Here is a 21,371-nt window from a genome sequence, read left to right on the forward strand (position 1 = left end):
CGGCGACGGCCCGCCCCACAGCGCGTGCAAGCTGGTCCCGCACGCCGGTGTCCGGGTTCGGCTCCCGGAAGCCCGCCCTACAGCGCGTGCAAGCTGGTGAGCAGCCGCTGCATGAACTCGCGGGAGGAGCGGTCACCGAACGCCAGGCCGGGCTGATGCACCAGTACCAGCCCTTCGGCGGCCATGTCGGCCACGATCACCTTGACCACGCCGAGCGGCAGCTGCAGCTCGGCCACGATGTCCGCCAGGGTGCGCGCGGAGGTGCAGAAATCGCAGATCCTGCGGTGCTCCTCGGTCCGCGCACCCTCGTACCTGCGGCCCTGCTCGCTCGTGGTGACCAGCGCTTCCAGGGACAGATCCTGGCCAGGCCTGGTCCTGCCACCGGTGCGGGCGTACGGCCTGGCCAGCGACACATGCCGCTGGGCAGGGGCCCCGGCGGCACCGGCAACCGGATACCTGGTCGGTCCGTCCATCCGCGTCACGCTCCTCACCACGTCTGCCCGGAGCCGAGCCGCTCGTTGATCAGGTCCACCAGCGTGGCCATCTCGTAGGCCACGTCACCCAGGTCGCAGTTGGGTGACGCCAGCGCCACGAGCGCCGAGCCGTCGCCGATCGACGTGAGCAACAGGTACCCGAGCTCCATCTCCACTACCGTCTGCGCGACCGCCCCGCCCTTGAACGACGTGGCGGCCTCCTCCGTCAGCCGCATCAGCCGTGCCGCGATCGAGCACAGCTGCTCGGCCCGCTCCGGCCGCAGTCGCGGGGACCCGGCGCGCAAGCGCCCGTCCGGCGCGACGATGACCGCATGAGCGACTCCTGCGACCCGCTGGACGAAATCCGAAACCAGCCAGCCGTACCCGGCCGCGGCCTGCCCAGCGGACGCGGTCACTGACCCTCCTTCTCGCCTCCCGTTCCTGCGCCGTTCGCCGGCCACTGGTGCCGCGGGGATCCGGCGGTCGCTGAACGTCCCGACTCAGAGTATTCGTCGCGCCCGGCCTGTCGAGCCCTTCGGCGACCTTCGGCCAGACTTTTCATGCGGACGCGTACCGCGTCCGGAGCACGGGAGATCGGCCGATTACGCACCGTCGCGGACGTCGTCCGATCGGGGTCGCCGCCCGCCCGGAGCGCACCGTCGGCCGCCTGGTCCCCGGCCGACTGCTGCGAACGGTCACCGTGGTGGGTGTGCCCGGCGCCGTTCGGCCCGTTGTCCCGCCCGTCATGAGAGACGCGGTCGGACTCGGCGTGGGTTCGCCCCGCCGCCGCTCGCTGTTCCGCGAGCTGCGCGCTCACTTCGATTGCCGCGTGTTGCCGCCGCGTCATGCGGACCGTGCGCGCGTCCAGTTCCGGCCCGCCAGACGGTCGCCCGGCCAGCCGATCGTCGATGTCCTGCCGACGGGTCCCCGCGTCCGAGCCGGCGTCGTCCTGCTCGGTGACCTCACCGCCGGAGGGCAGCCGCACCGGATGGTACCCGGGCTTGGTCGGCGGTTCCGGCGATGGCGGCCGGGTGGGTTCGCCACGGCGTTCTGCCTGCTTGCCCGGGGTGGCCAGGTCCGGCTCGGCGAGCACGCCCAGCTGATTCTCGTCCACGGAGTCGTCCCCGTCGTCCGCGTCACGTGCCCGTTCGCGCAGCCCGGATTGCACCTGCTCGAACCACTTGGTGAGCAGGTCCCGGTACGCGGGCATGCGTTCGGTGGGGCCGTCCTCCTCCAGCGGGCTGTCCTGCACCAGCTTCGGGCTGGGCCGCTGTTCGATCGGCGCGACCCGCGGCGGCGCAGACGCATCCCGCACCGGTCCGGAGGTGTCCCGCACCGCACGGGACGAGTCCCGCATCTGCGCGGTGTGCGCCTCCCGCACGGCCTGCCTGCGCGACGCCGTCTCCAGCCAGTCCAGCGGTCGGTTCGGATCGTCCTCGTCGCGGCGCCGGGTGCCGCTGGGCGGCACCTCGCTGATCAACCGCGCAGGCACCACCACCACGGCGGTCAGGCCGCCGGTCGGCGCGTGCCGCAACCGCACTTCCAGCCCGTTGCGGCGAGCGAGGCGGGCCACCACGTACAGCCCCATCCGACGGGACGCCTCCACGTCGATCTCCGGCGGGTTGGCCAGCCGGGCGTTGGCCCGCTCGAGCTCCTCGTCGGACATGCCCTCGCCGCGGTCGGTGATCTCCACCATCCAGGCGCCGTCCCGGGTGATCGAGCTGACCACCGACACCGGTTCATCTCCGGACTCGTTGGTGGCGTTCTCCAGCAACTCGGAGATCACGTGCACCACGTCGCCGACCACGTCGCCGCGCACCGCGATCTCCGGGATGGTGGACAGCTGGACGCGTTGGTAGTGCTCGATCTCCGACAGCGAGGCGGCCATCACCTCGGACGCGGGGATCGCGCCCGGCAGCATCCTGGCGAAGTCGTTGCCGGTGAGCACCAGCAGGTTCTCCGCCACCCGGCGCGACCTGGTGGCCAGGTGATCCAGCTCGAACAGCTTCTCCAGCCGGTCCGGGTCCTGCTCGTCGGCTTCCATGCCGTCCAGCACGTCCAGCTGCCGCTCGGCCAGCTCCTGCCCGCGGCGGGCCAGGTTGAGGAACATGGCGTTGACGTTCTGCCGGAGCTCGGCCTGCTCGGCGGCCAGCCGTACGGCTTCGGCGTGCACCGCGTCGAACGCCCGCGCCACCTGTCCGACCTCTTCCGTGCTGTCCACCGGCACCGGCGCGACGTCGGTCTTGCGCGGGCCGCGCGGGCTGGCCAGCAACCCGTGCACCGCCGCAGGCAGCCGGAACTCGGCCACCTCCAGCGCGGTGCTGCGCAGGGTGCGCAGCGGGCGGAGCAGTGAACGCCCGATGACCACGGCCAGCAGTGCGGCGAAGCCGAGCAACACGAGCACGATGCCGCCGTCCCGGAGCGCGGAGGTGCGAGCCTCGTCGGCCAGCGCGTCGGTGCGTTCCTGCATCTCGGCCTGCAGCGCCTGCTCCACCTCGAAGACCAGGTTCGACGTGTAGGTCGCCGCGGTGTCCCACTGGGAGCGGTCGATGCCCTGCAGCGAGCGGCCGTTCTCGCTGCGCGCCACCACCGTGTCCAGCAGCTCGTTGCGCTGGTCGACCAGCATGCCCGTCACTTTGTCGGCATACATGCGCTTGTGCTCTTCGGTGGCGAACGTCTCGAACTCGCTGCGCCATGCCTCCAGGTCGGAGTTCGCCCCGGCCAGCTCGCGCCGGGCGTCCACGGACAGCTTGCCGACCGCCAGCGCCTCGTCGACCAGGCCGCGGGTGATCGACAGCTGTTCCTTGATCCGGCTCACCGCGGTGGCGGCCAGCTGCAGCCGCACCAGCTCCGGTTCGCTCACCGCGGTCACCGTGCGCCCGCGGGTGGCCAGCATCTCCGCGATCAACGCGCTGTAGCCGGCCAGCACCTTGCTCGCCGGGTACTTGTCGTGCTCGGCACCGTAACGCAGCCGGGACAGGCCGTTGAGCTCCTGGCGGATCCGGTCCAGGTCCTGCACGGCCGCGTCGTCCATCTTCGATTTGACCGAGGCGTAGACGCGGCTGAAGGTGCCGACCCGGATGTTCACCCGGCGCCGCTGCTCGGCGATCTCGTCGGCCTCGGCGGACCTGCGCCCGTTGGCCACGTAGCGCACGGTGAGATCTCGTTCCCGCTGCAGCGCGTGCACCACGTTGGACATGGCCCGATCTGCCGTCACCCGCGCCGACAGCTCGGTGAGGCTGTTCGCCGCGCGCAGCTTGCTGTCGAAGTGCACGCCCATCAGCACCAGCGCGGTCAGCGTTGGGATGAGCAGGACCGCAACCAGCTTGGTGCGCAGCGACCAGTTCCGCAGCCGCCACGGCGTCCCGGAGCGGGTACGGCGCATCTGTGCGATCTTGGTGCCCAGCCGATCGCGTCCAGCACGCTCAGGTTCGGGTGCGCGCGCCACCGCATCACCCTCCTGGCCGTTCTGCCGCACTACGCCCCTTTCGGTGGTGCCTCGTCACGCTCCGCGATCCCCCGCGCCCCCGACGGGTTCGCGAACACTGTGGTTGTTCATGGGAACGAGTGAGAACGCCTGGAGAGTAATGCCCAAACGAAGGCGAGGAAAGCAGCCCGCACGTGCAGCCGCGCGTGCCGACGCACCGTGCATGACGTCCGATTTGCCCGATCATTCGCCCGATCGACCCGCCGATGAGCGGCTGATTCGCCACCGCTCAGCTGGCTAGAATCCGCCAAGACCTGCACGATCCCGGGTTTGGACGGCGACGATGCACGTGACGCTCATCCGGCGGCTCCGGCGGTGGCCAGCGATCGGAGCGGGCTTGTGCGTGGCGTTGCTCGCCGTCTCGTGTTCGGTGATCTCACCCGAACGGCCGTATCAGCCCGAGCAGCACACTCTCCGTGTCGCCGCGACGTCGTCCATCGACAGCGTGCCGCTGCGGCTCGGGGTGAAGCGCGGAGTCTTCGCGGCGGAGGGCCTGGATGTCCAGGTGGTGGACAGCGCCACCGACGACGAGGTGCTGCGGGCCGTTCTGGACGGCAGCGCGGACGTCGGACTGGCAAGCAACTACGTGATGCTGCGCCGGGCCGCGGGTGGTGCCCGGTTCGAGCTGCAAGGCGAGGCCTACGCGTGCGGGCCGGACACGATGGCGCTGGTGGCGTTGCCGGGGCGCGACTACGAAGCGCCCACCCGCAGGCCGAAACCGGTCATCGGCATCGCGCCCGGCCACCCGTTCGGCAAGCTGGCCACCCGGTTGCGGCTGGCCACCGAGGGCGTCGACCCGGAGCGGATCACGTTCGTCGAAATGCGCTATGCGGAGCAGATCTCGGCGCTGCGCAGCGGGCGGATCGACGCGGCCTGGATGACCGAGCCGGACATCAGCAAGGCCCAGAAGGAGTACGGCGCCGAGGTCGTCATGGACACCGCGCGGGGCGCATTGCTCGATTTCCCGCTCTCGTCATATGTGGCGGCGCATGATCACGCGCGCCAGCAGCCGGAGGTGTATGCGGCGTTCCGTCGTGCGCTCGTCAAGTCTCAGGAACTGGCCACCAACGGCGCCGTCGTGCGCGCGGAGCTGAGCGAGCTGACCGGGGTGGATCCGACCACCACGCAGCTGGTGGCCCTCGGCACGTTCCCCACGTCGCTGAACGAAGTCCGGCTGCAGCGCGCGGCCGACTTGTTCTACCGGGCAGGCGTGGTGTCCGAACGGGTCGACGTGGCCTCGATGCTGCCTCAGCAGGACGGGGTCGGCGCCGTAGCATGACGCACCGGACGCAGGCTGCCCGGCGCACGCGGTTATAAAGGACGGATGAGCACTGGTCCGTTGATCGTCCAGTCGGACAAGACCGTACTGCTCGAGGTCGACCACCCCGGCGCCGAGGAAGCTCGCATGGCCATCGCGCCGTTCGCCGAGCTCGAACGTGCACCTGAGCACGTGCACACCTACCGCATCACGCCGCTTGCGCTGTGGAACGCGCGTGCCGCCGGGCACGACGCCGAACAGGTCGTGGACGCGCTGACCCGGTATTCGCGCTTCCCGGTCCCGCAGCCGCTGCTGATCGACGTGGTCGACACGATGGCGCGGTTCGGCCGGCTGCAACTGATCAACCATCCGGCGCACGGCCTGGTCATGACCACCACCGACCGGGCGGTGCTGGAGGAGGTCCTGCGCAACAAGAAGATCGCCCCGATGCTCGGGGACCGGATCGACGAGGACACCGTCGCCGTGCACCCGTCCGAGCGGGGCAGGCTCAAGCAGGCGTTGCTCAAGATCGGCTGGCCCGCGGAGGACCACGCCGGCTACGTCGACGGCGAGTCGCACCCGATCAAGCTGCGGGAGGAAGGCTGGCAGCTGCGTGACTACCAGCGCCAAGCGGCGGACGCCTTCTGGGCGGGCGGCTCCGGCGTCGTGGTCCTGCCGTGCGGCGCGGGCAAGACGCTGGTCGGCGCCGCCGCGATGGCCAGGGCCGAGGCGACCACGTTGATCATGGTCACCAACACGGTCGCGGGCAGGCAGTGGAAGCGTGAACTGCTCGCCCGCACGTCGCTGACGGAGAACGAGATCGGCGAGTACTCCGGCGAGCGGAAGGAGATCCGCCCGGTCACCATCGCCACCTACCAGGTGCTGACCCGCAAGACCAAAGGCGCCTACCGGCACATGGAGCTGTTCGACTCCCGCGACTGGGGCCTGGTGATCTACGACGAGGTGCATCTGCTGCCCGCGCCGGTGTTCCGGATGACCGCCGAGCTGCAGTCCCGGCGCCGACTGGGGTTGACGGCCACGCTGGTGCGCGAGGACGGTCGGGAGGGTGACGTGTTCTCCCTCATCGGCCCGAAGCGGTACGACGTGCCGTGGCGGGACATCGAGCAGCAGGGCTGGATCGCCCCGGCGGAATGTATCGAGGTCCGCGTGACCCTGACCGACTCCGAGCGGATGGCGTACGCCACGGCGGATGCCGACCAGCGGTATCGCATCTGCTCCACGGCGCGGTCCAAGATGCGGGTGATCAAGTCGATCCTGCAGCGGCACGCCGGCGAGCAGGTGCTGATCATCGGCGCGTACCTGGAGCAGCTGGAGGAAATCGGCGCTGAGCTGGACGCCCCGGTGCTGCAGGGGTCGACCCGCACCGCGGAGCGGGAGCGGCTGTTCGACGCGTTCCGCTCTGGCGAGCTCCGCACGCTGGTGGTGTCGAAGGTGGCGAACTTCTCCATCGACCTGCCGGAGGCGGCGGTGGCCATCCAGATCTCCGGCACCTTCGGGTCACGGCAGGAGGAGGCGCAACGGCTGGGCAGGCTGCTGCGGCCCAAGGCGGACGGGCGGCAGGCGCACTTCTATTCGATCGTCGCCCGCGACACCGTGGACGCCGACTACGCAGCGCATCGGCAGCGCTTCCTCGCCGAACAGGGCTACGCGTACACCATCCGCGACGCGGAAGCCTTCGACGGCTGATTTCCGCAGGTCACGTGACCCCTTAGCGATCAAGCCCGGCAGGGTAAGGGATCATGCGAGGCCGGTCACGTCGAGCTACGTAATCCCTTACCTGTCGCCGCGGCCGGCGGCGGTGTGCCCGGCATCTCGGGGTGAATGACCGATGCCAGGGGGTGGGCCTTACCGAGAACCTGGTAGCAGACCAGAAGTAGGAGGCCCGCAATGCACGACTACATCTACCAGCAGCTCGCCGCCGACCGGGCCGTGACGTTGCGCGCGGAGGCCACCGCCCAGCGCGTCGGAAAGCAGGCGCTTGCCCGCCGCGCGGAGCGCAAGGCCCGCAAGGAGAGCCGTCGGGCGCACCGTACGGCGCGTCCGACCCACTGACCCGGGCACCCGGACGCACCGAGGTGTCTCGCAGTCCCAGTCGGTTTCTCCTAGCCGCGTCCGGGTCGCCCCGTCAGCGAGGTCGCAGCGGATGGGGGTGATCGGGGATACCGCCGCTGCGGCACAGCTGAAGAGGCCCTGCCGATCCCGAGAGGGGACGGCAGGGCCTCGTTCTTTGTGGTCTCGGCGCCCTTCTCGTTGTGCCGTTCCCGTGCCGTGTGGGTCGTGCGGCATTCGGCGTCGTCCGGATGTCGTCGCTTGCGCTTGCGCGACTGTCGACCGATGGGAGCCGGCGGCTCAGCCGGCGTGCCCGGCGGCACCAGGCCAGGTTCGCCCCGCGCCAGGGACGGCCGCGGCTTCCGGACGTGACGGTGTCGGCCTCGACCGGCTAGGCCCGGTCCGGCAGGTCGCCCGGCTCGATGGCCGCGGCGTTCTGCCGCTCGGCGTGCGCGATGATGGCCGCCCCCAAGCGGCAGATGAGCTGGCCGTAGTGGTGGAGTACTTGTGGCGGCGGCAGCGGCCCGGTCCGCAACTGCCCGTCGAGAGCAAGCAGCGTGGACACCATGCCCGGGTTGACACTCGCCACTTGGGTGAGCAACTCCCGGTTCTGCTCGATCACGGCTGGTAGAGCCCCCGTTCCACGCGCGGAAAGCCGACGCTTTCGTCCAGCACGACCCGCTGCCGCTCCGCTTCGTCCGCGTACCCGCCATCGTCACTCATCTGGTCCGCGCGGACGTCCTCGTCACTGATGCGGATCACCCCTTCCGGATAGGCGTCGGTGATCACGTAGGCCGCGCCGTAGGTGGACGAGCACGATCCCGAAAGCCATGTCATGCCGAAATTGTCGGTGGCGTCGACTACACTGTGAAACGGACCACACACCCACGGTGGTTGTGTGGGTCAACTGTGGGGACCAGAGTCTTGGGGGTGTGACCGACGTGATGGGATTGCTCGCCAGCGAGCTGCGGCGCGCGGGAACGTGCCGGCCTCACCCGCGAGCAACTCGCCGAAGCCTCGGCCTTCTCGACGAGCCTGATCGAGAAGGTCGAATGCGGCGACAAGCCGCCGAGTGAGCAGTTCGTCCGGGTGATGGACGACGTGCTCAAGACGGACGGGCTGCTGACTCGTCTGCGTCAGTACGCGCTGACGTACGACCTGACGCCGGAGTGGCTCAGGTCGTGGTTCGACGTGGAGCAGCAGGCCAGCCACATCTTGTGGTTCGACCTGTCGTTTGTACCTGGCCTGATGCAGCTCGAGGATTACGTACGTGCGCTGCTCGACAACGAGAACAAGGTAGTTGCCAGACTGAAACGACAGTCGGTACTGAGTAAGGACATCGATTACGTAGCCCTGATCGATGAGCGGGCTTTACGCAACCTCGTGGGCGGCCCGGAAATCATGGCGAAGCAGCTTGAGCACGTGGTCGAGCTCGCCAATCGGCTGATCATCCAAGTGATTCCTATCAATTGCGGCATCTACACGCATTTGGACGGGTCATTCGGCATCGCCACCGTCGAGGGCCAGGAGTACGCGTACGCGGACTCACCGGTGCACGGCGTACTGATCAACGATCGTGAGATCGTTGAATACACCAAATATCGGTGGAATCTGATCCGCGCTGAGGCACTGTCGCGTCGGCAGTCAGTTGAACTCATACAGGAGGTAGCAGAAGAATGGAGCAGCAAGGGCTGACCTGGCGCAAGTCGTCCCGGTCGTCTGCCACCGGCGCGTGCGTCGAGGTCGCCTTCGACGGTGACACCGTGCTCGTCCGCGACTCCAAGGATCGCGAGGGGCCCGTGCTGCGCTTCACCAAGACAGAGTGGGAAGCCTTCAAAGACGGCGTCATCAAAGGCGAATTCTGACACTGTCTGACACGGAAGACCTCTGGCTCCAGGGTTCCTGGTAGCCAGAGGTCATTCCGCAGACGTCGGGCGTGACGAAGCCTCAGCGCCCGGTGGTGTCGTTTGCCGAGCCACGCACCCGGTCCGGTCTTCAGCAGGCGTACCGAGCCGGAATGCGGAGCACGTACCGACCACCACCGCCTCAGGGCTTGCCTCAGGTCAGGGCTTGACCTCAGGGCGTGGCCTCAGGTCAGGGCTTGCCCTCAGACATGGCGCCCGGCCCTGGTCGTCAGGTCTTGGCCGCGGCTGCTCCGCTGGCTTGGCCGGCGTGCTTGCCTTCGGCGAACTCCTCGACCATCTTGGCGCAGAACGCCGGCAGGTCGCCCGGCTTGCGGCTGGTCACCAGGCCGTTGTCCACCACGACTTCCTCGTCGACCCACTCCGCGCCCGCGTTGATCAAGTCGGTACGCAGGCTCGGCCACGAGGTCAGCCGACGGCCGCGTACCACGTCGGCCTCGATCAGCGTCCACGGCGCGTGGCAGATCGCGGCGACCGGCAGCCCGCGGGAGAAGAACTCGCCGACGAACCGCACCACCGCCGGGTTGGTGCGCAGGATGTCCGGGTTGGCGACCCCGCCGGGGAGAACCAGCCCGTCGTAGTCGTCCACCGAAGCGGCTTCCACGCTGTCGTCCACCGAGAACTCGTCGGCGGGCTCCAGGTGGTCGAACGCCTGAATGGAACCGGGCTGGGTGGACAGCAGCTTCGGCGTACCACCTGCCCGTTCGACCGCCTGCCACGGTTCGGTCAGTTCGACCTGTTCGGTGCCCTCCGGGGCGGCCACGAAAGCGATCGTCTTGCCTTGCAGGGTGTCGGCCACTGCTACCTCCTCGAATCGGTACCAGCGGGGTTGCACGGCCACCGGGTCGGTCAAACCTCGCCGCCGTCTTGCCGTCGTGCCGGGCAGCCCCGAGGCGTGGCCAGGTCGGATTCAGGGTCGACTCAGGGTCGCTCCCCGATGTGCGCCGGACCGATGTCGGCGAGGGTGGAGCCATGACGACCGAATCGAACTCCGCCGGCCCGAAACGACTGCGCCGGAGCGAGACCGACCGGATAGTGGCCGGCGTGTGCGGGGGCTGGGCCCAGTACCTCGGCATGGACGCCGCCCTGCTGCGCATCCTGCTGGCTGTTGCCACCGTCGTCGGGATCGGCACACCGGCGGTGGTCTACGCCATCTGCTGGATACTCATGCCCAGCGAGTGACCGGCGCTGCCCTGGCATCGACGCCGGGGGTGGCACGACGGTCACCGGCCGAGCAGGCCGACGACCGGGAACCACCTGGAACAACGGGAGCGGCCGCCCCGTTGAAGGCCTTGACGCCGTCGGCCGACCAGGAGGTACGTGGGCCAGCTCCCCTCGATGCCGTAGCCGAGTTCGATCGCCAGGTGCGGAAGCTCGTCGACAAGGGGTATCCGGCGGCCGCCGGGCTGACCGAATCCGAATTCCGCGAGCTGGTTGCGCCGCACAAGCCCGAGCCAATCGCACCACCGCACAAGCCCGAGCTAGCCATACCACCGCACGAGCTCAAGCTGGTCACGCCGCTGCGTGAGTCCGCCCTACCCGGCGAGCCCACTCGCGCTCGGGTGCCCTTCACCCTTGTCGTCAGCCCAAGCTCGTGCCGATCCCCGATCAGATCGCCTGCACCGAGCTCGGCGGCAAAGCGGAATTCAGCGTCTTCGAGCCGGAGGACATCGACCGCTTCCAGCCCATCGACGACGTCGCCGTGCCCGCAGGCGACGCCTACCTGATCACCGATGTCCACCAGGGTGCGGCGACCGTGAACGTGACGCCGAACAAGGCCCTGCCGCTGCTCTGATCCTGGAGCAGGGCGGATCGCCGCTGACGGTCGCCGTACGCATCGCGTTCATCACCCAGTACCCCGCGTCGCTGGAGAGGACCAACTGCTTCTTTTTGCTGGCATCTCGTGGCAGGGACAAGTCGAGGGCCTGCGCGGGAACAAGCGGGGCCTGCGCTGTGGATCAGCAACAGGCCCCGAAGCTGGGCTGATGCTGGGCGGGCAACCCGCACACCTGGCCCCGGCTCGGCCTCGTGCGCCGAACGCATCGGACTCGCCTAGCAAGCCCCCAGGACGTGCCGGGCAGCCACCCGGGCCGGTCGAAGACTGCCCGGACCACGACGAACGCCCAGCCGACGCATGACCACTCGAAACCTGCCGGACAGCCCGCAGCCGTCGACCAACCACCCAAGACCCGCCAGACGCCCACCGAGCCCGTGCCAGCACGCGTAAAAGGTCGCGGAGACAGCACCAGCGTGGGATTCCGCCGTGGATGCCAGGAGGAGCCAACCCACTCCCACGAACACGTTCGGTGTCGGCACGCGAAAAAGGCCCGGGTGCGCGCACCCGGGCCTTTTGCGTGGTCGACCTTGACGGCCGCCGGAGGTTCACACCTCGCGTGACCGTCAGAAGTCCATGCCGCCCATGCCACCGGACGGGTCGGCGGCAGCCTTCTCCTTCTCCGGCTTGTCGGCGACGACGGCCTCGGTGGTCAGGAACAGCGCGGCGATCGAGGCGGCGTTCTGCAGGGCAGAACGGGTCACCTTGGCCGGGTCGATCACGCCGGCCGCGATCAGGTCCTCGTACTCGCCGGTGGCGGCGTTCAGGCCGTGGCCCTCGGGCAGGGTCTTGACCTTCTCCACCACGACGCCGCCCTCGAGACCGCTGTTGATGGCGATCTGCTTGAGCGGGGCCTCCACCGCGACCTTGACGATGTTGGCACCGGTGGCCTCGTCACCCTCGAGCTTCAGCCCGTCGAACGCGGCCTTGGACGCCTGCAGCAGCGCCACACCACCGCCGGCGACGATGCCCTCCTCGACCGCGGCCTTCGCGTTGCGCACCGCGTCCTCGATGCGGTGCTTGCGCTCCTTCAGCTCGACCTCGGTGGCGGCACCGGCCTTGATGACGGCCACACCGCCGGCCAGCTTGGCCAGCCGCTCCTGCAGCTTCTCACGGTCGTAGTCGGAGTCGGAGTTCTCGATCTCGGTGCGGATCTGGTTGACCCGGCCCTGGATCTGGTCCGCGTCGCCGGCACCCTCGACGATGGTGGTCTCGTCCTTGGTGATGACCGCCTTGCGGGCCTTGCCCAGCAGCGACAGGTCGGCGTTCTCCAGCTTCAGGCCGACGTCCTCGGTGATGACCTGGCCGCCGGTCAGGATCGCGATGTCCTGCAGGATCGCCTTGCGGCGGTCGCCGAAGCCCGGAGCCTTCACGGCAGCGGACTTGAACGTGCCGCGGATCTTGTTGACGACCAGGGTGGCCAGCGCCTCACCCTCGACGTCCTCGGCGATGATCAGCAGCGGCTTGTTGGTCTGCATGACCTTCTCCAGGATCGGGAGAAGGTCCTTGACGTTGGAGATCTTCGACCCGTACAGCAGGATGTACGGCTCCTCCAGGACGCACTCCTGGCGCTCCGCGTCCGTGACGAAGTAACCCGAGATGTAGCCCTTGTCGAAGCGCATACCCTCGGTGAGCTCCAGCTCCAGGCCGAAGGTCTGCGACTCCTCGACGGTGACGACGCCTTCCTTGCCCACCTTGTCCAGGGCCTCGGCGATCAGCTCACCGATGGTGCGGTCGGCCGCGGAGATGGACGCCGTGGCGGCGATCTGCTCCTTGGTCTCGACCTCCTTGGCGGACTTGTGCAGCTGCTCGGTCACCGCCTCGACGGCCTGCTCGATGCCACGCTTGAGGGCAACCGGGTCAGCACCAGCGGCGACGTTGCGCAAGCCTTCCTTCACCAGGGCCTGAGCCAGCACGGTGGCCGTGGTGGTGCCGTCGCCGGCGACATCGTCGGTCTTCTTGGCGACTTCCTTGACCAGCTCGGCCCCGATCTTCTCCCACGGGTCCTCGAGCTCGATCTCCTTGGCGATGGAAACACCGTCGTTGGTGATGGTCGGCGCGCCCCACTTCTTCTCGAGCACGACGTTGCGGCCACGCGGGCCCAGCGTCACCTTGACGGCTTCGGCGAGGGTGTTCAGGCCGCGCTCGAGACCGCGGCGGGCGTCCTCGTCGAACGCGATCAATTTGGCCATGTCGGTACGGTCCTCCGGTATTGGGCGCCGTGACGGCAGCTTCCACGGCCGCACGGCAGGACTCTTACAGCTTGGCCAGGCTCGGTGCCCGCGACGGACGACCGGCTCCTCAACGGAAGCGGCCTCACCGTCCCGACCTAGCACTCTCACGGTGAGAGTGCCAACTCCGTGTTTAGCACTCTCGGTCTTCGAGTGCAACTTCGGGGTCCCGTGTTGAGAGGTCTCCCACCGAGCCGGTGACAACGGCCCTCGACGGAGATCGGACACCACCCACGCACGGCCCTGCGGCAGGCTGGAGCCCCTGATCCATGCACCCGTCCAGCACGGGCCCACACGCCCGCCGCACGCCGTCGACTCGCCCGATGGCGAAGCACCCGGACCGATCGATTCGTACGGCTGAAGGTGTCCCCACTGGACCATTCGGTCCGAGGCATTGGTTGGTTTCCTCACCGCCCCTGCGGGGCGCGGCGTCGCGCGCTGCCGCTCTCGAGCTCACGAAGCCGCGGACGCCTCGGCGGCCCGCGGGTACCCCTCGCGCGAGCCGGGCCTTTCAGCCGGTGATCAGCAGGACGACGATCACGCCGACCAGGACCGCGATGATCCCGCACAGCACCGGGATCACCCACCCCGGCGGGCCGCTCTTGCCCGCGGTCACCGGTGGCGGACCGGCAATCGGGCCGCCCGCGGGGGGCTGCGGCGGCCACATGCCCATCGCCGGGCCGTAGCCGGGCGGCATTCCCGGGGGGCCTCCCTGCGGCTGCTGCGGAGCAAACCCGTGATGCGGTTGCTGCGGGTGCTGCGGCGGCTGTGGCGGGATCCGGTGCGGGCCACTGACGCTGGGCCCGTTCGGCGGCCCGGCAGGCGGGCGCGCCTCCTTCGGCTTCTCCAGCAGCACCTCCCGCGCCGCGGAGATCAGCTCCACGCAGCTGCCGAACCGCTCCTTCGGGTTCTTCGCCATCCCGCGCGCCAACACGCCGTCGATCGCGGGCGGCAGCGTGCGCGCGTACCGCGTGACCGGAGGCGGCGGCGTGTTCAGGTGGCCCTTGATCACCGTCGGCACGTCTCCCATGAACGGCGGCCGCCCCGCCAAGCAAGCGAACAACACACACGCCAGCGCGTACTGGTCGGTCCGGCCGTCCAGCGGCTCCCCACGCAGATGCTCCGGCGCCGCGTACGTCGGCGAGCCGAGGAAGTCCCCGCCCCGCGTGCGGTGCCCTGTCGCGCCGCGCCTGGTCAACCCGAAATCGGCCACGTACACGTGCTCTCGGATCGACTCGCGCTGGGTCACCAGCACGTTGGCCGGTTTGACGTCCAGGTGCACCAGCCCCCGCTTGTGCAGTGTGTCCAGCGCGTCGGCCACCTGCTCCAGCAAGCTCAGCGCGCGCGACGGCTCCATCGGCCCGCCGGAGATGATGCTGGCCAGATCGGCCCCGTCGACCAGCCGCATGCCGATGTAGTGCATGCCGTCCAGTTCGCCGAAGTCGTACAGCGGCACGATGTTCGGGTGGTCGATCGCCGCCGTGTTGCGCGCCTCGTCGACGAACCGCTCGCGGAACTCCGCATCGGCGCCCAGATGCTCACCGATGACCTTCAGCGCCACTTTGCGCCCCAGCCGAACGTCGGTGGCGCGGTACATGACGCTCATGCCGCCCTTGCCCAGGACACCGTCGATGCGATAGTTGCCGAGCCTGCGGCCCGTCAGGTCGGTAGCGTCCTTGGCAGGGCTCTCCCCCGCCGCCGGGTCGGCAGTCGCCTCGTCCGGCATGCTCATCCCTTCTCTGCCGTGCTCGCCGACAGCCTAGACCGAAGCGCGTGACGCGCGGGCGCGAGACAACACGGTTCCCGGGCCTGCGAAGTCGAGCAACAGTCCCTCGCCGGTGCGCAGCGACTGGTGGCCCGCCGGGTCGATCGCCCGCAGCCTGCACTGCATGCCCTCCGGGTAGGCCAGCAGGTAGGCCGGGTTCATCGAGATCAGGTCGCCGTGCGCGAGCTCGAACGCGTCGATCGGGCCCGCGCAGGTGAGCACCAGCGTGCCGACCCCGCTGCAGTACTCGAGGAATCCCGTCTCCGTCCCGAACAGCGGGGCGAACCCCGGCCACTGGGGGTTCCGGCGCACGCCCGGCGGCTCCGCCAGCACCGCGTCGCGCGCCACACACCAGCCACGCTGGCCGTCCAGCTCCAGCGCATAGACGTCACCGGCGGCGGCGGGCGCCAGATCGATCCACCCGCCGTCGGAAGGGGCGGTGAACACCACGCGGTTGCTCTTGCCGCGCCCGTCCGGCGCGATGGTCACCCCGAAACTGCAGGCCAGCAACGCGTCCCGATCAGCGCGCACGGCCTCGCCGCCGCGCAGTCCCAAGCGCGCGACCCCGAACGACGGCGTGTGCCGGGTGTGTACCTCCACCAGGTTCCTCCGTTCGCGCGATCAGCGTTTCCAGCGAGTGCAGAGTGTGGCATGGCCGGTGGGCGCGGGATGATGTGCTCACCATGAGCACTGCGAACTCACCCTCCCGGGCAGGCCGTTCGGTCGACGAGCACCGTGCGGCGATCGCCGGCCTGATGCCGCCGCCGCGGGCAGACGCGCTGCCCCTGCAGGCCTGTGCCGGCCTGGTGCTGGCCGCCGACGTCAACGCCGATGTGGACCTGCCACCGTTCGACAACTCCGCCATGGACGGCTACGCGGTCCGCGCCGAGGACGTGGCGGCGGCGGGCGAACGGCCGGTGACCCTGCCGGTGGCCGCGGACATTCCCGCGGGCCGCACCGACGTTCCGGCGCTACAGCCGGGCACCGCGCATCGGATCATGACCGGCGCCCCGATGCCGGCAGGCGCCGACACCGTGGTGAAGGTCGAAGACACCGACGCCGGCACCGAGCGCGTGACCATCCACGCTGCTCCCCCGCGTGGGACGAGCGTGCGGCACGCCGGCGAGGACATCCGCCGCGGCACCACCGCGTTGACCGCGGGCACCCGGCTCGGGCCTGCGCAGCTCGCACTCGCCGCCGCTATCGGCCGCGGCGAGCTGCCGGTCTACCTGCCCCCCAAGGTCCTGATCGTCGCCACGGGCTCGGAACTGGTGGTGCCGCCCGCGCCGCTGCGGCACGGGCAGATCTACGAGTCCAACTCGGTGTATCTGGCCACCGCCCTCGGCTCGCTCGGCTGCCAGGTCGACGTTCTCCGCGCCGTCGCCGACGACGTGGACGAGTTCATGCGGCTGCTGACGCCCCGAGCCGCCGAGGCCGATCTGGTGGTCACGACCGGCGGGGTCAGCGCGGGTGCCTACGAGGTGGTCAAGGACGCGCTCACCGCGCGCGGTGTGGAGTTCACCAAGGTCGCCATGCAGCCGGGCGGGCCGCAAGGCTGCGGACGCATCGGCTCGACACCGATCGTGACGCTGCCCGGCAATCCGGTCAGCGTGGCGGTGTCGTTCGAGGTCTTCCTGCGGCCTGCACTGCTCAAGCTGCTCGGGCACCGGCAGACCGAACGGCAGCGGGTGCGGGCGCGGCTGCTGGAGGCCCTGCGGGCGCCCGCGGGCAAGCGGCAGTTCCGCCGCGGGTACTTCACCTGGGACGAGGGCAGCGTCACCGGCACGGTCGGGCCGCGCGGCGGACCGGGTTCGCACCTGCTGGCCGCGTTCAGCCAGGCGAACTGCCTGATCGACATCCCCGAGGAGGCCACCGAGCTCGCCGAGGGCGACCTGGTCGACGTGCTGCTGCTCGGTTGACCGGCTCGGACGATCACTACCATCGCGGCCATGGGATTGCTCGCCTGGATCGTGTTCGGAGCGCTGGCAGGCTGGGCCGCCAACGTGGTGGTCGGTGGACGCGACCGGCCTCGGCGCGGTTGCCTGGTCAGCGTGCTCGTCGGCATCGTCGGTGCGGCGCTCGGCGGGCTCATCTACCGGCTGGTGACCGGGCGGGAGAAGGTCTTCGAGTTCGACTTCGGCAGCTTCGGGGTCGCGGTGCTCGGCGCGATCGTGCTGCTCGTCCTGCTCAAAGCCGTCGATGGGGCGGTGCAACGCAGGCGGTAGCGTAAGGGCGTGGCCAGACCGGAAACGCCTGCGCCCGAGTCGGGCATGCGCGGCACTGTTCGGCACGCGGCGGAACTCGCACGCCAGACCATCCCCCCGATGCACCCGGCGGGGCGCCCGTTCGTGCTCGGTGCACTGGCGAGTGCCTTCGTGTTGCGCAAGCTCGCGCGGCCGCTCGGCACGCTCGGCTTGCTCGGTGCGGCCGCGACGGCGTGGTTCTTCCGTGAGCCCAAGCGGGTGCCGCCTGCCCGGGACGACGTCGCGGTTGCGCCGGCCGACGGCGTGGTGTCGCTGATCGAGGAAGCGGTGCCGCCGCCCGAGCTGGGCATGGCCGACCGGCCGCTGCCGCGGGTGAGCATCTTCCTGTCGGTGTTCGACGTGCACGTCCAGCGTGTCCCGGCCACCGGCCACGTCCAGCGAGTCGCCTACCGGCCAGGCAAGTTCCTCTCCGCCGATCTGGACAAGGCCAGCGAGGAGAACGAACGGAACAGCGTCCTGCTGCACACCAGCACCGGCCACGAGCTCGCCGTCGTGCAGATCGCCGGGCTGATCGCGCGCCGCATCGTCTGCCAGGTGTCCGAGGGGCAGGCCGTGCGGGTCGGCCAGACCTACGGGCTGATCCGCTTCGGGTCCCGCGTCGACCTGTACTTGCCGGCGGGCAGCACGGTGACAGTGCGTGTCGGTCAGCGCACCATCGGCGGTGAGACCACGCTGGCCGAGCTGCCTGCTGACCATCGGGAGTCGACGAAGGCATGAAGCCCGCCAGCGGGGTCCGCCTCCTGCCCAACGCCATCACCGTTCTGGCGCTGTGCGCCGGGTTGTCCTCGGTGCAGTTCGCACTGCAGAAGAGCTTCCAGTTGGCCATCGCCTGCGTGGTGGTGGCCGCGGTGCTGGACAGCCTGGACGGCCGCATCGCGCGGCTGCTGGACGCCACGTCGAAGATCGGCGCGGAGCTGGACTCGCTGTCCGACGCGATTTCCTTCGGTGTCGCGCCCGCGCTGATCCTGTTCGTGTGGCAGGCCGACGGCAGCCGGTTCGGCTGGGTCGCCGCGCTGATCTTCGCGGTGTGCATGGTGTTGCGGCTGGCCAGGTTCAACACCCTGCTGGACGATGCCGATCAGCCGCCGTACGCCAACGAGTTCTTCGTCGGCGTGCCCGCCCCCGCCGGCGGCCTGCTGGCGTTGATGCCGGTCATGGCCACCTCCGCGTTCGGTCCCGGCTGGTGGTCGGACGGCCCGGTGGTCTGGGGGTGGATCATCGCCATCGCCATGCTGGCCATCAGCCGGATCCCGACGCTGTCGGTGAAGGCGGTCAAGGTGCCCGCGAAGGCCGTCGCCCCGCTGCTGGTCGGCGTCGGGCTGCTGGCGGCCGCGGTGATCCAGTTCTCGATGACCACGCTGATGGTGCTGCTGATCGGCTACCTGGCGCACATCCCGTACGCGGTGCACCGGCACCATTGGCTGGCCAACCACCCCGAGGCGTGGGACGTCCCACCGCGCGAGCGGCGCGCCATCCGGCGCAGCACGCGACGGGCCCGCCGCCTCAGCCTCCGCAGGCCGCGGGTGGCGCACATCGCCGGTGGCCGCATGCGGCTGCCCCGCGCCGGCTTCACCCACGGCGAGGCGAAGCGCGCCGCCCAATCCGCCAACGGTCGTCCCCGCGCGGAGCGTCAGCGCAACTGGCGGCGGATCGGGCTGCGCCGGAACAACCCGGGGCGCTGATCCCAGCGTCGTGCTCGCGTCGTGCTCGCGTCGTGCGGCACGGGCGCGGCGGTGGGCGATTAGGCTCACGGACGAGCCGCCGCACATTCCCACCGGGGCTGGAAACAGGAGACTCGTGTGACCGAACCGCAGCTGGCCCTGACCCTCCGGCTCACCCCGTCCGCACTCGACGCCCGCCGGGGTGTCGTGCGGCTGCATCGCGAGGTGATCGACGCACTCGGGTTGCGCGCCTGGGATGCTGTGCGGTTGATCGGGTCGCGGGTCAGCGCGGCGTTGGCGGCCCCTGCGGAGTCCAGCCAGCCGCCGGGTGTCGTGCTGGTCGACGACGTCACGTTGTCCAACGTGGGGCTGACCGAGGGCTCCGAGGTGGTCGTCGCGCCTGCCACCGTCGCGCACGCCCGCACGGTGACCGTCGCCGGTTCGCGGATGGCGACGCTGTCGCTGCAGGCCGACACGTTGCGGCTGGCCCTGATGGGCAAGGTGTTCACGGCCGGTGACGCGATTTCGCTGCTGCCGCAGGATCTCGCGCCGGAACCCGGGGTCGACCCGGCCGACGCCCGCACCCGCCTGTCCCGGGCCATCGGCGCCACGTGGACCACCGAGCTGCTGACCATCACCGCCACGGATCCCGAGGGGCCGGTGTCGGTGGGCCCGTCGACGGTGATCGGCTGGCGGCACGACCCTCCCCGGCCGAGCCCCAGCCAGCCCGCCACGACGACGGCGACGCCTGCCTCGAGCGGACCCCAGACCACGCAGGCAGCGCAGCGGAGCGAATCGGTGCGCGTTCTGGTCGAACAACCCCAGCCGGAGCTGCCCGAGCCGATCCCGGTGGCCGACCTGGCCGGTGCTCGCACGGTCGCGCAGACGTTGACCGAGTGGTTCGAGCTCGCCTTCCGCCACCCCGAGCTGCTGGCGAAACTCGGGGCGTCCGGACAGCTCGGCGTGCTGCTGGCCGGACCGGAAGGGGTCGGCAAGACCACTGTGGTGCGGTCGGTTGCGCACGCGCTCGATCTTCCGGTGTCGCTGCTGGCCGGACCGTCGGTGGCGGTGCTGGAACCCAACGCGGCGGTGTCGGCGCTGGAGGCCGCGGTCGAACGGGCTCGCTCGCAAGGCCCTGGCGTTCTGCTGGTGACCGACGTCGATGCGCTGCTTCCGGCCAGCCAGCCGCCGCCGGTGGCCACCGTGCTGATCGATCGGCTGCGCGCGGCACTGGCCAACCCCGGGCTGGCGATCGTCGCCACGACTGCGCACCCGGAAGCGGTCGACCCCCGGTTGCGTGCCGTCGGGCTGCTGGACCGGGAGCTGGGGTTGCCGTTGCCCACCAAGGAGGTGCGCACCGAGCTGCTGAGGATCCTGCTCCGGGACGTGCCGTTGGAAAGCGGTATCGACCTGGGCGCGATCGCGGAGCAGACGCCGGGGTTCGTTGCCGCCGATCTCATCGCCTTGCGGCGGGACGCGGCGCTGCGTGCGGCCGTGCGACAGCGCGACGCGGAGAATCCGGTGGTTTCGCAGCAGGACTTGCTCGACGCGCTGCAGACCGTGCGCCCGATCTCCATGTCGGAGTCGGACACGCTGGCCACGGGTGGTCTGACGCTGGACGACGTCGGCGACATGGCCGAGGTCAAGCAGGCCCTGACCGAGTCGGTGCTGTGGCCGCTGCGGTACCCGGACTCGTTCGCCCGCCTCGGAGTGTCGGCGCCGCGCGGTGTCTTGCTCTACGGGCCACCCGGGGGCGGGAAGACCTATCTGGTACGCGCGCTGGCAGGCACGGGGGCGTTGAACGTCTTCGCTGTCAAGGGCGCGGAACTGATGGACAAATGGGTCGGCGAGTCCGAGCGGGCGGTGCGGGAACTCTTCCGCCGTGCCCGGGACGCCGCGCCGTCGCTGGTCTTCCTGGACGAGGTCGATGCGCTGGCGCCGCGGCGTGGTCAGTCGTCGGATTCCGGGGTGGCGGACCGCGTGGTCGCCGCGTTGCTCACCGAGCTGGACGGCGTGGAACCGATGCGCAACGTCGTCGTGCTCGGCGCGACCAACCGCCCCGAGCTGGTCGACCCCGCGCTGCTCAGGCCAGGGCGCCTGGAACGGCTGATCTACGTGCCGCCACCGGACACCGAAGCCCGGGCAGCCATCCTGCGCGCCGCCGCCAAACACACACCCCTGGCCGAGTCGGTGGACCTGGACGCACTGGCGGCCGAGCTCGACGGCTACTCGGCAGCCGACTGCGCCGCCCTGATTCGCGAAGCCGCTCTCACCGCCATGCGCGAATCCCTGGATGCCACCGAAGTCACCGCCGCCCACCTGGCGAAAGCACGCGAGACCGTCCGCCCCTCACTCGACCCGGAACAACTCGCCGCCCTAGCCGCATACGCCGCGTCACGCAGCTAG

Annotated in this window: 22 protein-coding genes and 1 pseudogene; 14 read left to right on the forward strand and 9 right to left on the reverse strand. The window is 70.0% G+C overall.

Annotated features, from left to right (window positions below; all coding sequences use genetic code 11):
• Positions 1 to 77: 77 nt before the first annotated feature.
• The 3 genes from CXP56_RS13580 to CXP56_RS13590 are packed head-to-tail and all read right to left on the reverse strand — an operon-like array spanning position 78 to position 3,858.
• Positions 78 to 473 (reverse strand): DUF742 domain-containing protein, encoded by a 396-nt coding sequence (locus CXP56_RS13580; RefSeq protein ID WP_084609340.1) that lies wholly within the window; start codon positions 471 to 473, stop codon positions 78 to 80.
• 14 nt (positions 474 to 487) lie between these two features.
• Positions 488 to 889 carry a roadblock/LC7 domain-containing protein gene (locus CXP56_RS13585; RefSeq protein ID WP_028848671.1) on the reverse strand — a complete coding sequence of 134 codons (402 nt, stop codon included), beginning with the start codon at positions 887 to 889 and terminating at the stop codon, positions 488 to 490.
• Entirely contained in the window at positions 886 to 3,858 is a 2,973-nt protein-coding gene (locus CXP56_RS13590; RefSeq protein ID WP_286901338.1) for a sensor histidine kinase, read from the reverse strand. Before CXP56_RS13590 ends, CXP56_RS13585 begins: the two co-directional genes overlap by 4 nt.
• Before the next feature lie 445 nt (positions 3,859 to 4,303).
• Between CXP56_RS13590 and CXP56_RS13595 the strand changes: the two genes are divergently transcribed.
• The 3 genes from CXP56_RS13595 (at position 4,304) to CXP56_RS13605 (ending at position 7,291) form a co-directional block, all read left to right on the forward strand.
• Positions 4,304 to 5,239: an ABC transporter substrate-binding protein gene (locus tag CXP56_RS13595; protein ID WP_286901340.1), complete on the forward strand. Its 936-nt coding sequence runs from the start codon at positions 4,304 to 4,306 to the stop codon at positions 5,237 to 5,239.
• Positions 5,240 to 5,284: 45 nt separating this feature from the next.
• Positions 5,285 to 6,925 carry a DNA repair helicase XPB gene (locus CXP56_RS13600; RefSeq protein ID WP_028848670.1) on the forward strand — a complete coding sequence of 547 codons (1,641 nt, stop codon included), beginning with the start codon at positions 5,285 to 5,287 and terminating at the stop codon, positions 6,923 to 6,925.
• Positions 6,926 to 7,126: 201 nt separating this feature from the next.
• Positions 7,127 to 7,291, forward strand: coding sequence for a hypothetical protein (locus CXP56_RS13605; RefSeq protein WP_156899338.1), 165 nt, complete (start codon positions 7,127 to 7,129; stop codon positions 7,289 to 7,291).
• 388 nt (positions 7,292 to 7,679) lie between these two features.
• On the opposite strand, the gene CXP56_RS13610 is transcribed toward CXP56_RS13605, so the two are convergent.
• Both CXP56_RS13610 and CXP56_RS13615 read right to left on the reverse strand, forming a co-directional pair.
• On the reverse strand, positions 7,680 to 7,910 hold the full coding sequence (locus CXP56_RS13610; protein WP_286901344.1) for a hypothetical protein: 231 nt from the start codon (positions 7,908 to 7,910) through the stop codon (positions 7,680 to 7,682).
• Positions 7,907 to 8,125: a hypothetical protein gene (locus CXP56_RS13615; protein WP_028848668.1), complete on the reverse strand. Its 219-nt coding sequence runs from the start codon at positions 8,123 to 8,125 to the stop codon at positions 7,907 to 7,909. Before CXP56_RS13615 ends, CXP56_RS13610 begins: the two co-directional genes overlap by 4 nt.
• A gap of 150 nt (positions 8,126 to 8,275) precedes the next feature.
• On the opposite strand from CXP56_RS13615, the pseudogene CXP56_RS13620 reads away from it, so the two are divergent.
• From CXP56_RS13620 to CXP56_RS13630, 3 genes and pseudogenes are all read left to right on the forward strand, one after another.
• Positions 8,276 to 8,404: pseudogene (locus tag CXP56_RS13620) on the forward strand (helix-turn-helix domain-containing protein); the annotation flags it as partial.
• Entirely contained in the window at positions 8,381 to 8,983 is a 603-nt protein-coding gene (locus CXP56_RS13625) for a DUF5753 domain-containing protein (protein ID WP_156899336.1), read from the forward strand. The pseudogene CXP56_RS13620 and the gene CXP56_RS13625, both read left to right, overlap by 24 nt.
• Positions 8,965 to 9,153: a DUF397 domain-containing protein gene (locus CXP56_RS13630; RefSeq protein ID WP_028848666.1), complete on the forward strand. Its 189-nt coding sequence runs from the start codon at positions 8,965 to 8,967 to the stop codon at positions 9,151 to 9,153. The genes CXP56_RS13625 and CXP56_RS13630 overlap by 19 nt, the downstream gene beginning before the upstream one ends.
• Before the next feature lie 268 nt (positions 9,154 to 9,421).
• Here CXP56_RS13630 and CXP56_RS13635 read toward each other — a convergent pair whose 3' ends face one another.
• The gene (locus tag CXP56_RS13635; protein WP_286901346.1) at positions 9,422 to 10,009 is read right to left on the reverse strand and encodes a type 1 glutamine amidotransferase domain-containing protein; all 588 of its coding nucleotides are present in this window, start codon (positions 10,007 to 10,009) and stop codon (positions 9,422 to 9,424) included.
• Positions 10,010 to 10,182: 173 nt separating this feature from the next.
• On the opposite strand from CXP56_RS13635, the gene CXP56_RS13640 reads away from it, so the two are divergent.
• The 3 genes from CXP56_RS13640 to CXP56_RS19075 all read left to right on the forward strand — a co-directional run bounded on the left by CXP56_RS13640 (position 10,183) and on the right by CXP56_RS19075 (position 11,196).
• Positions 10,183 to 10,392: a PspC domain-containing protein gene (locus CXP56_RS13640; RefSeq protein ID WP_028848664.1), complete on the forward strand. Its 210-nt coding sequence runs from the start codon at positions 10,183 to 10,185 to the stop codon at positions 10,390 to 10,392.
• A 412-nt stretch (positions 10,393 to 10,804) separates the two neighbouring features.
• Positions 10,805 to 11,005: a DUF5701 family protein gene (locus CXP56_RS13645; protein WP_028848663.1), complete on the forward strand. Its 201-nt coding sequence runs from the start codon at positions 10,805 to 10,807 to the stop codon at positions 11,003 to 11,005.
• A gap of 2 nt (positions 11,006 to 11,007) precedes the next feature.
• Complete coding sequence (locus CXP56_RS19075; RefSeq protein WP_353744563.1) at positions 11,008 to 11,196, forward strand: DUF5701 family protein; 189 nt, start codon at positions 11,008 to 11,010, stop codon at positions 11,194 to 11,196.
• 414 nt (positions 11,197 to 11,610) lie between these two features.
• On the opposite strand, the gene groL is transcribed toward CXP56_RS19075, so the two are convergent.
• The 3 genes from groL to CXP56_RS13660 form a co-directional block, all read right to left on the reverse strand.
• On the reverse strand, positions 11,611 to 13,236 hold the full coding sequence (groL, locus tag CXP56_RS13650) for a chaperonin GroEL (RefSeq protein WP_028848662.1): 1,626 nt from the start codon (positions 13,234 to 13,236) through the stop codon (positions 11,611 to 11,613).
• A gap of 550 nt (positions 13,237 to 13,786) precedes the next feature.
• Complete coding sequence (locus tag CXP56_RS13655; protein WP_286901348.1) at positions 13,787 to 15,001, reverse strand: serine/threonine-protein kinase; 1,215 nt, start codon at positions 14,999 to 15,001, stop codon at positions 13,787 to 13,789.
• Positions 15,002 to 15,034: 33 nt separating this feature from the next.
• Positions 15,035 to 15,640 carry an AIM24 family protein gene (locus CXP56_RS13660; protein WP_028848661.1) on the reverse strand — a complete coding sequence of 202 codons (606 nt, stop codon included), beginning with the start codon at positions 15,638 to 15,640 and terminating at the stop codon, positions 15,035 to 15,037.
• 83 nt (positions 15,641 to 15,723) lie between these two features.
• Here CXP56_RS13660 and moeA point away from each other — a divergent pair, with 83 nt between their 5' ends.
• The 5 genes from moeA to CXP56_RS13685 all read left to right on the forward strand — a co-directional run bounded on the left by moeA (position 15,724) and on the right by CXP56_RS13685 (position 21,371).
• On the forward strand, positions 15,724 to 16,959 hold the full coding sequence (moeA, locus tag CXP56_RS13665; RefSeq protein WP_051310447.1) for a molybdopterin molybdotransferase MoeA: 1,236 nt from the start codon (positions 15,724 to 15,726) through the stop codon (positions 16,957 to 16,959).
• Positions 16,960 to 16,989: 30 nt separating this feature from the next.
• Positions 16,990 to 17,265, forward strand: coding sequence for a GlsB/YeaQ/YmgE family stress response membrane protein (locus CXP56_RS13670; protein ID WP_028848659.1), 276 nt, complete (start codon positions 16,990 to 16,992; stop codon positions 17,263 to 17,265).
• A gap of 45 nt (positions 17,266 to 17,310) precedes the next feature.
• A complete protein-coding gene (locus tag CXP56_RS13675) occupies positions 17,311 to 18,021 on the forward strand; it encodes a phosphatidylserine decarboxylase (RefSeq protein WP_028848658.1) in 711 nt (236 codons plus the stop codon).
• Positions 18,018 to 18,986, forward strand: coding sequence for a CDP-diacylglycerol--serine O-phosphatidyltransferase (pssA, locus tag CXP56_RS13680; RefSeq protein ID WP_028848657.1), 969 nt, complete (start codon positions 18,018 to 18,020; stop codon positions 18,984 to 18,986). Before CXP56_RS13675 ends, pssA begins: the two co-directional genes overlap by 4 nt.
• Positions 18,987 to 19,103: 117 nt before the next feature.
• Positions 19,104 to 21,371, forward strand: a complete 2,268-nt coding sequence (locus CXP56_RS13685) for an AAA family ATPase (RefSeq protein WP_028848656.1) — start codon at positions 19,104 to 19,106, stop codon at positions 21,369 to 21,371.

Source organism: Thermocrispum sp. (assembly GCF_002919275.1).
GTDB lineage: Bacteria > Actinomycetota > Actinomycetes > Mycobacteriales > Pseudonocardiaceae > Thermocrispum > Thermocrispum agreste.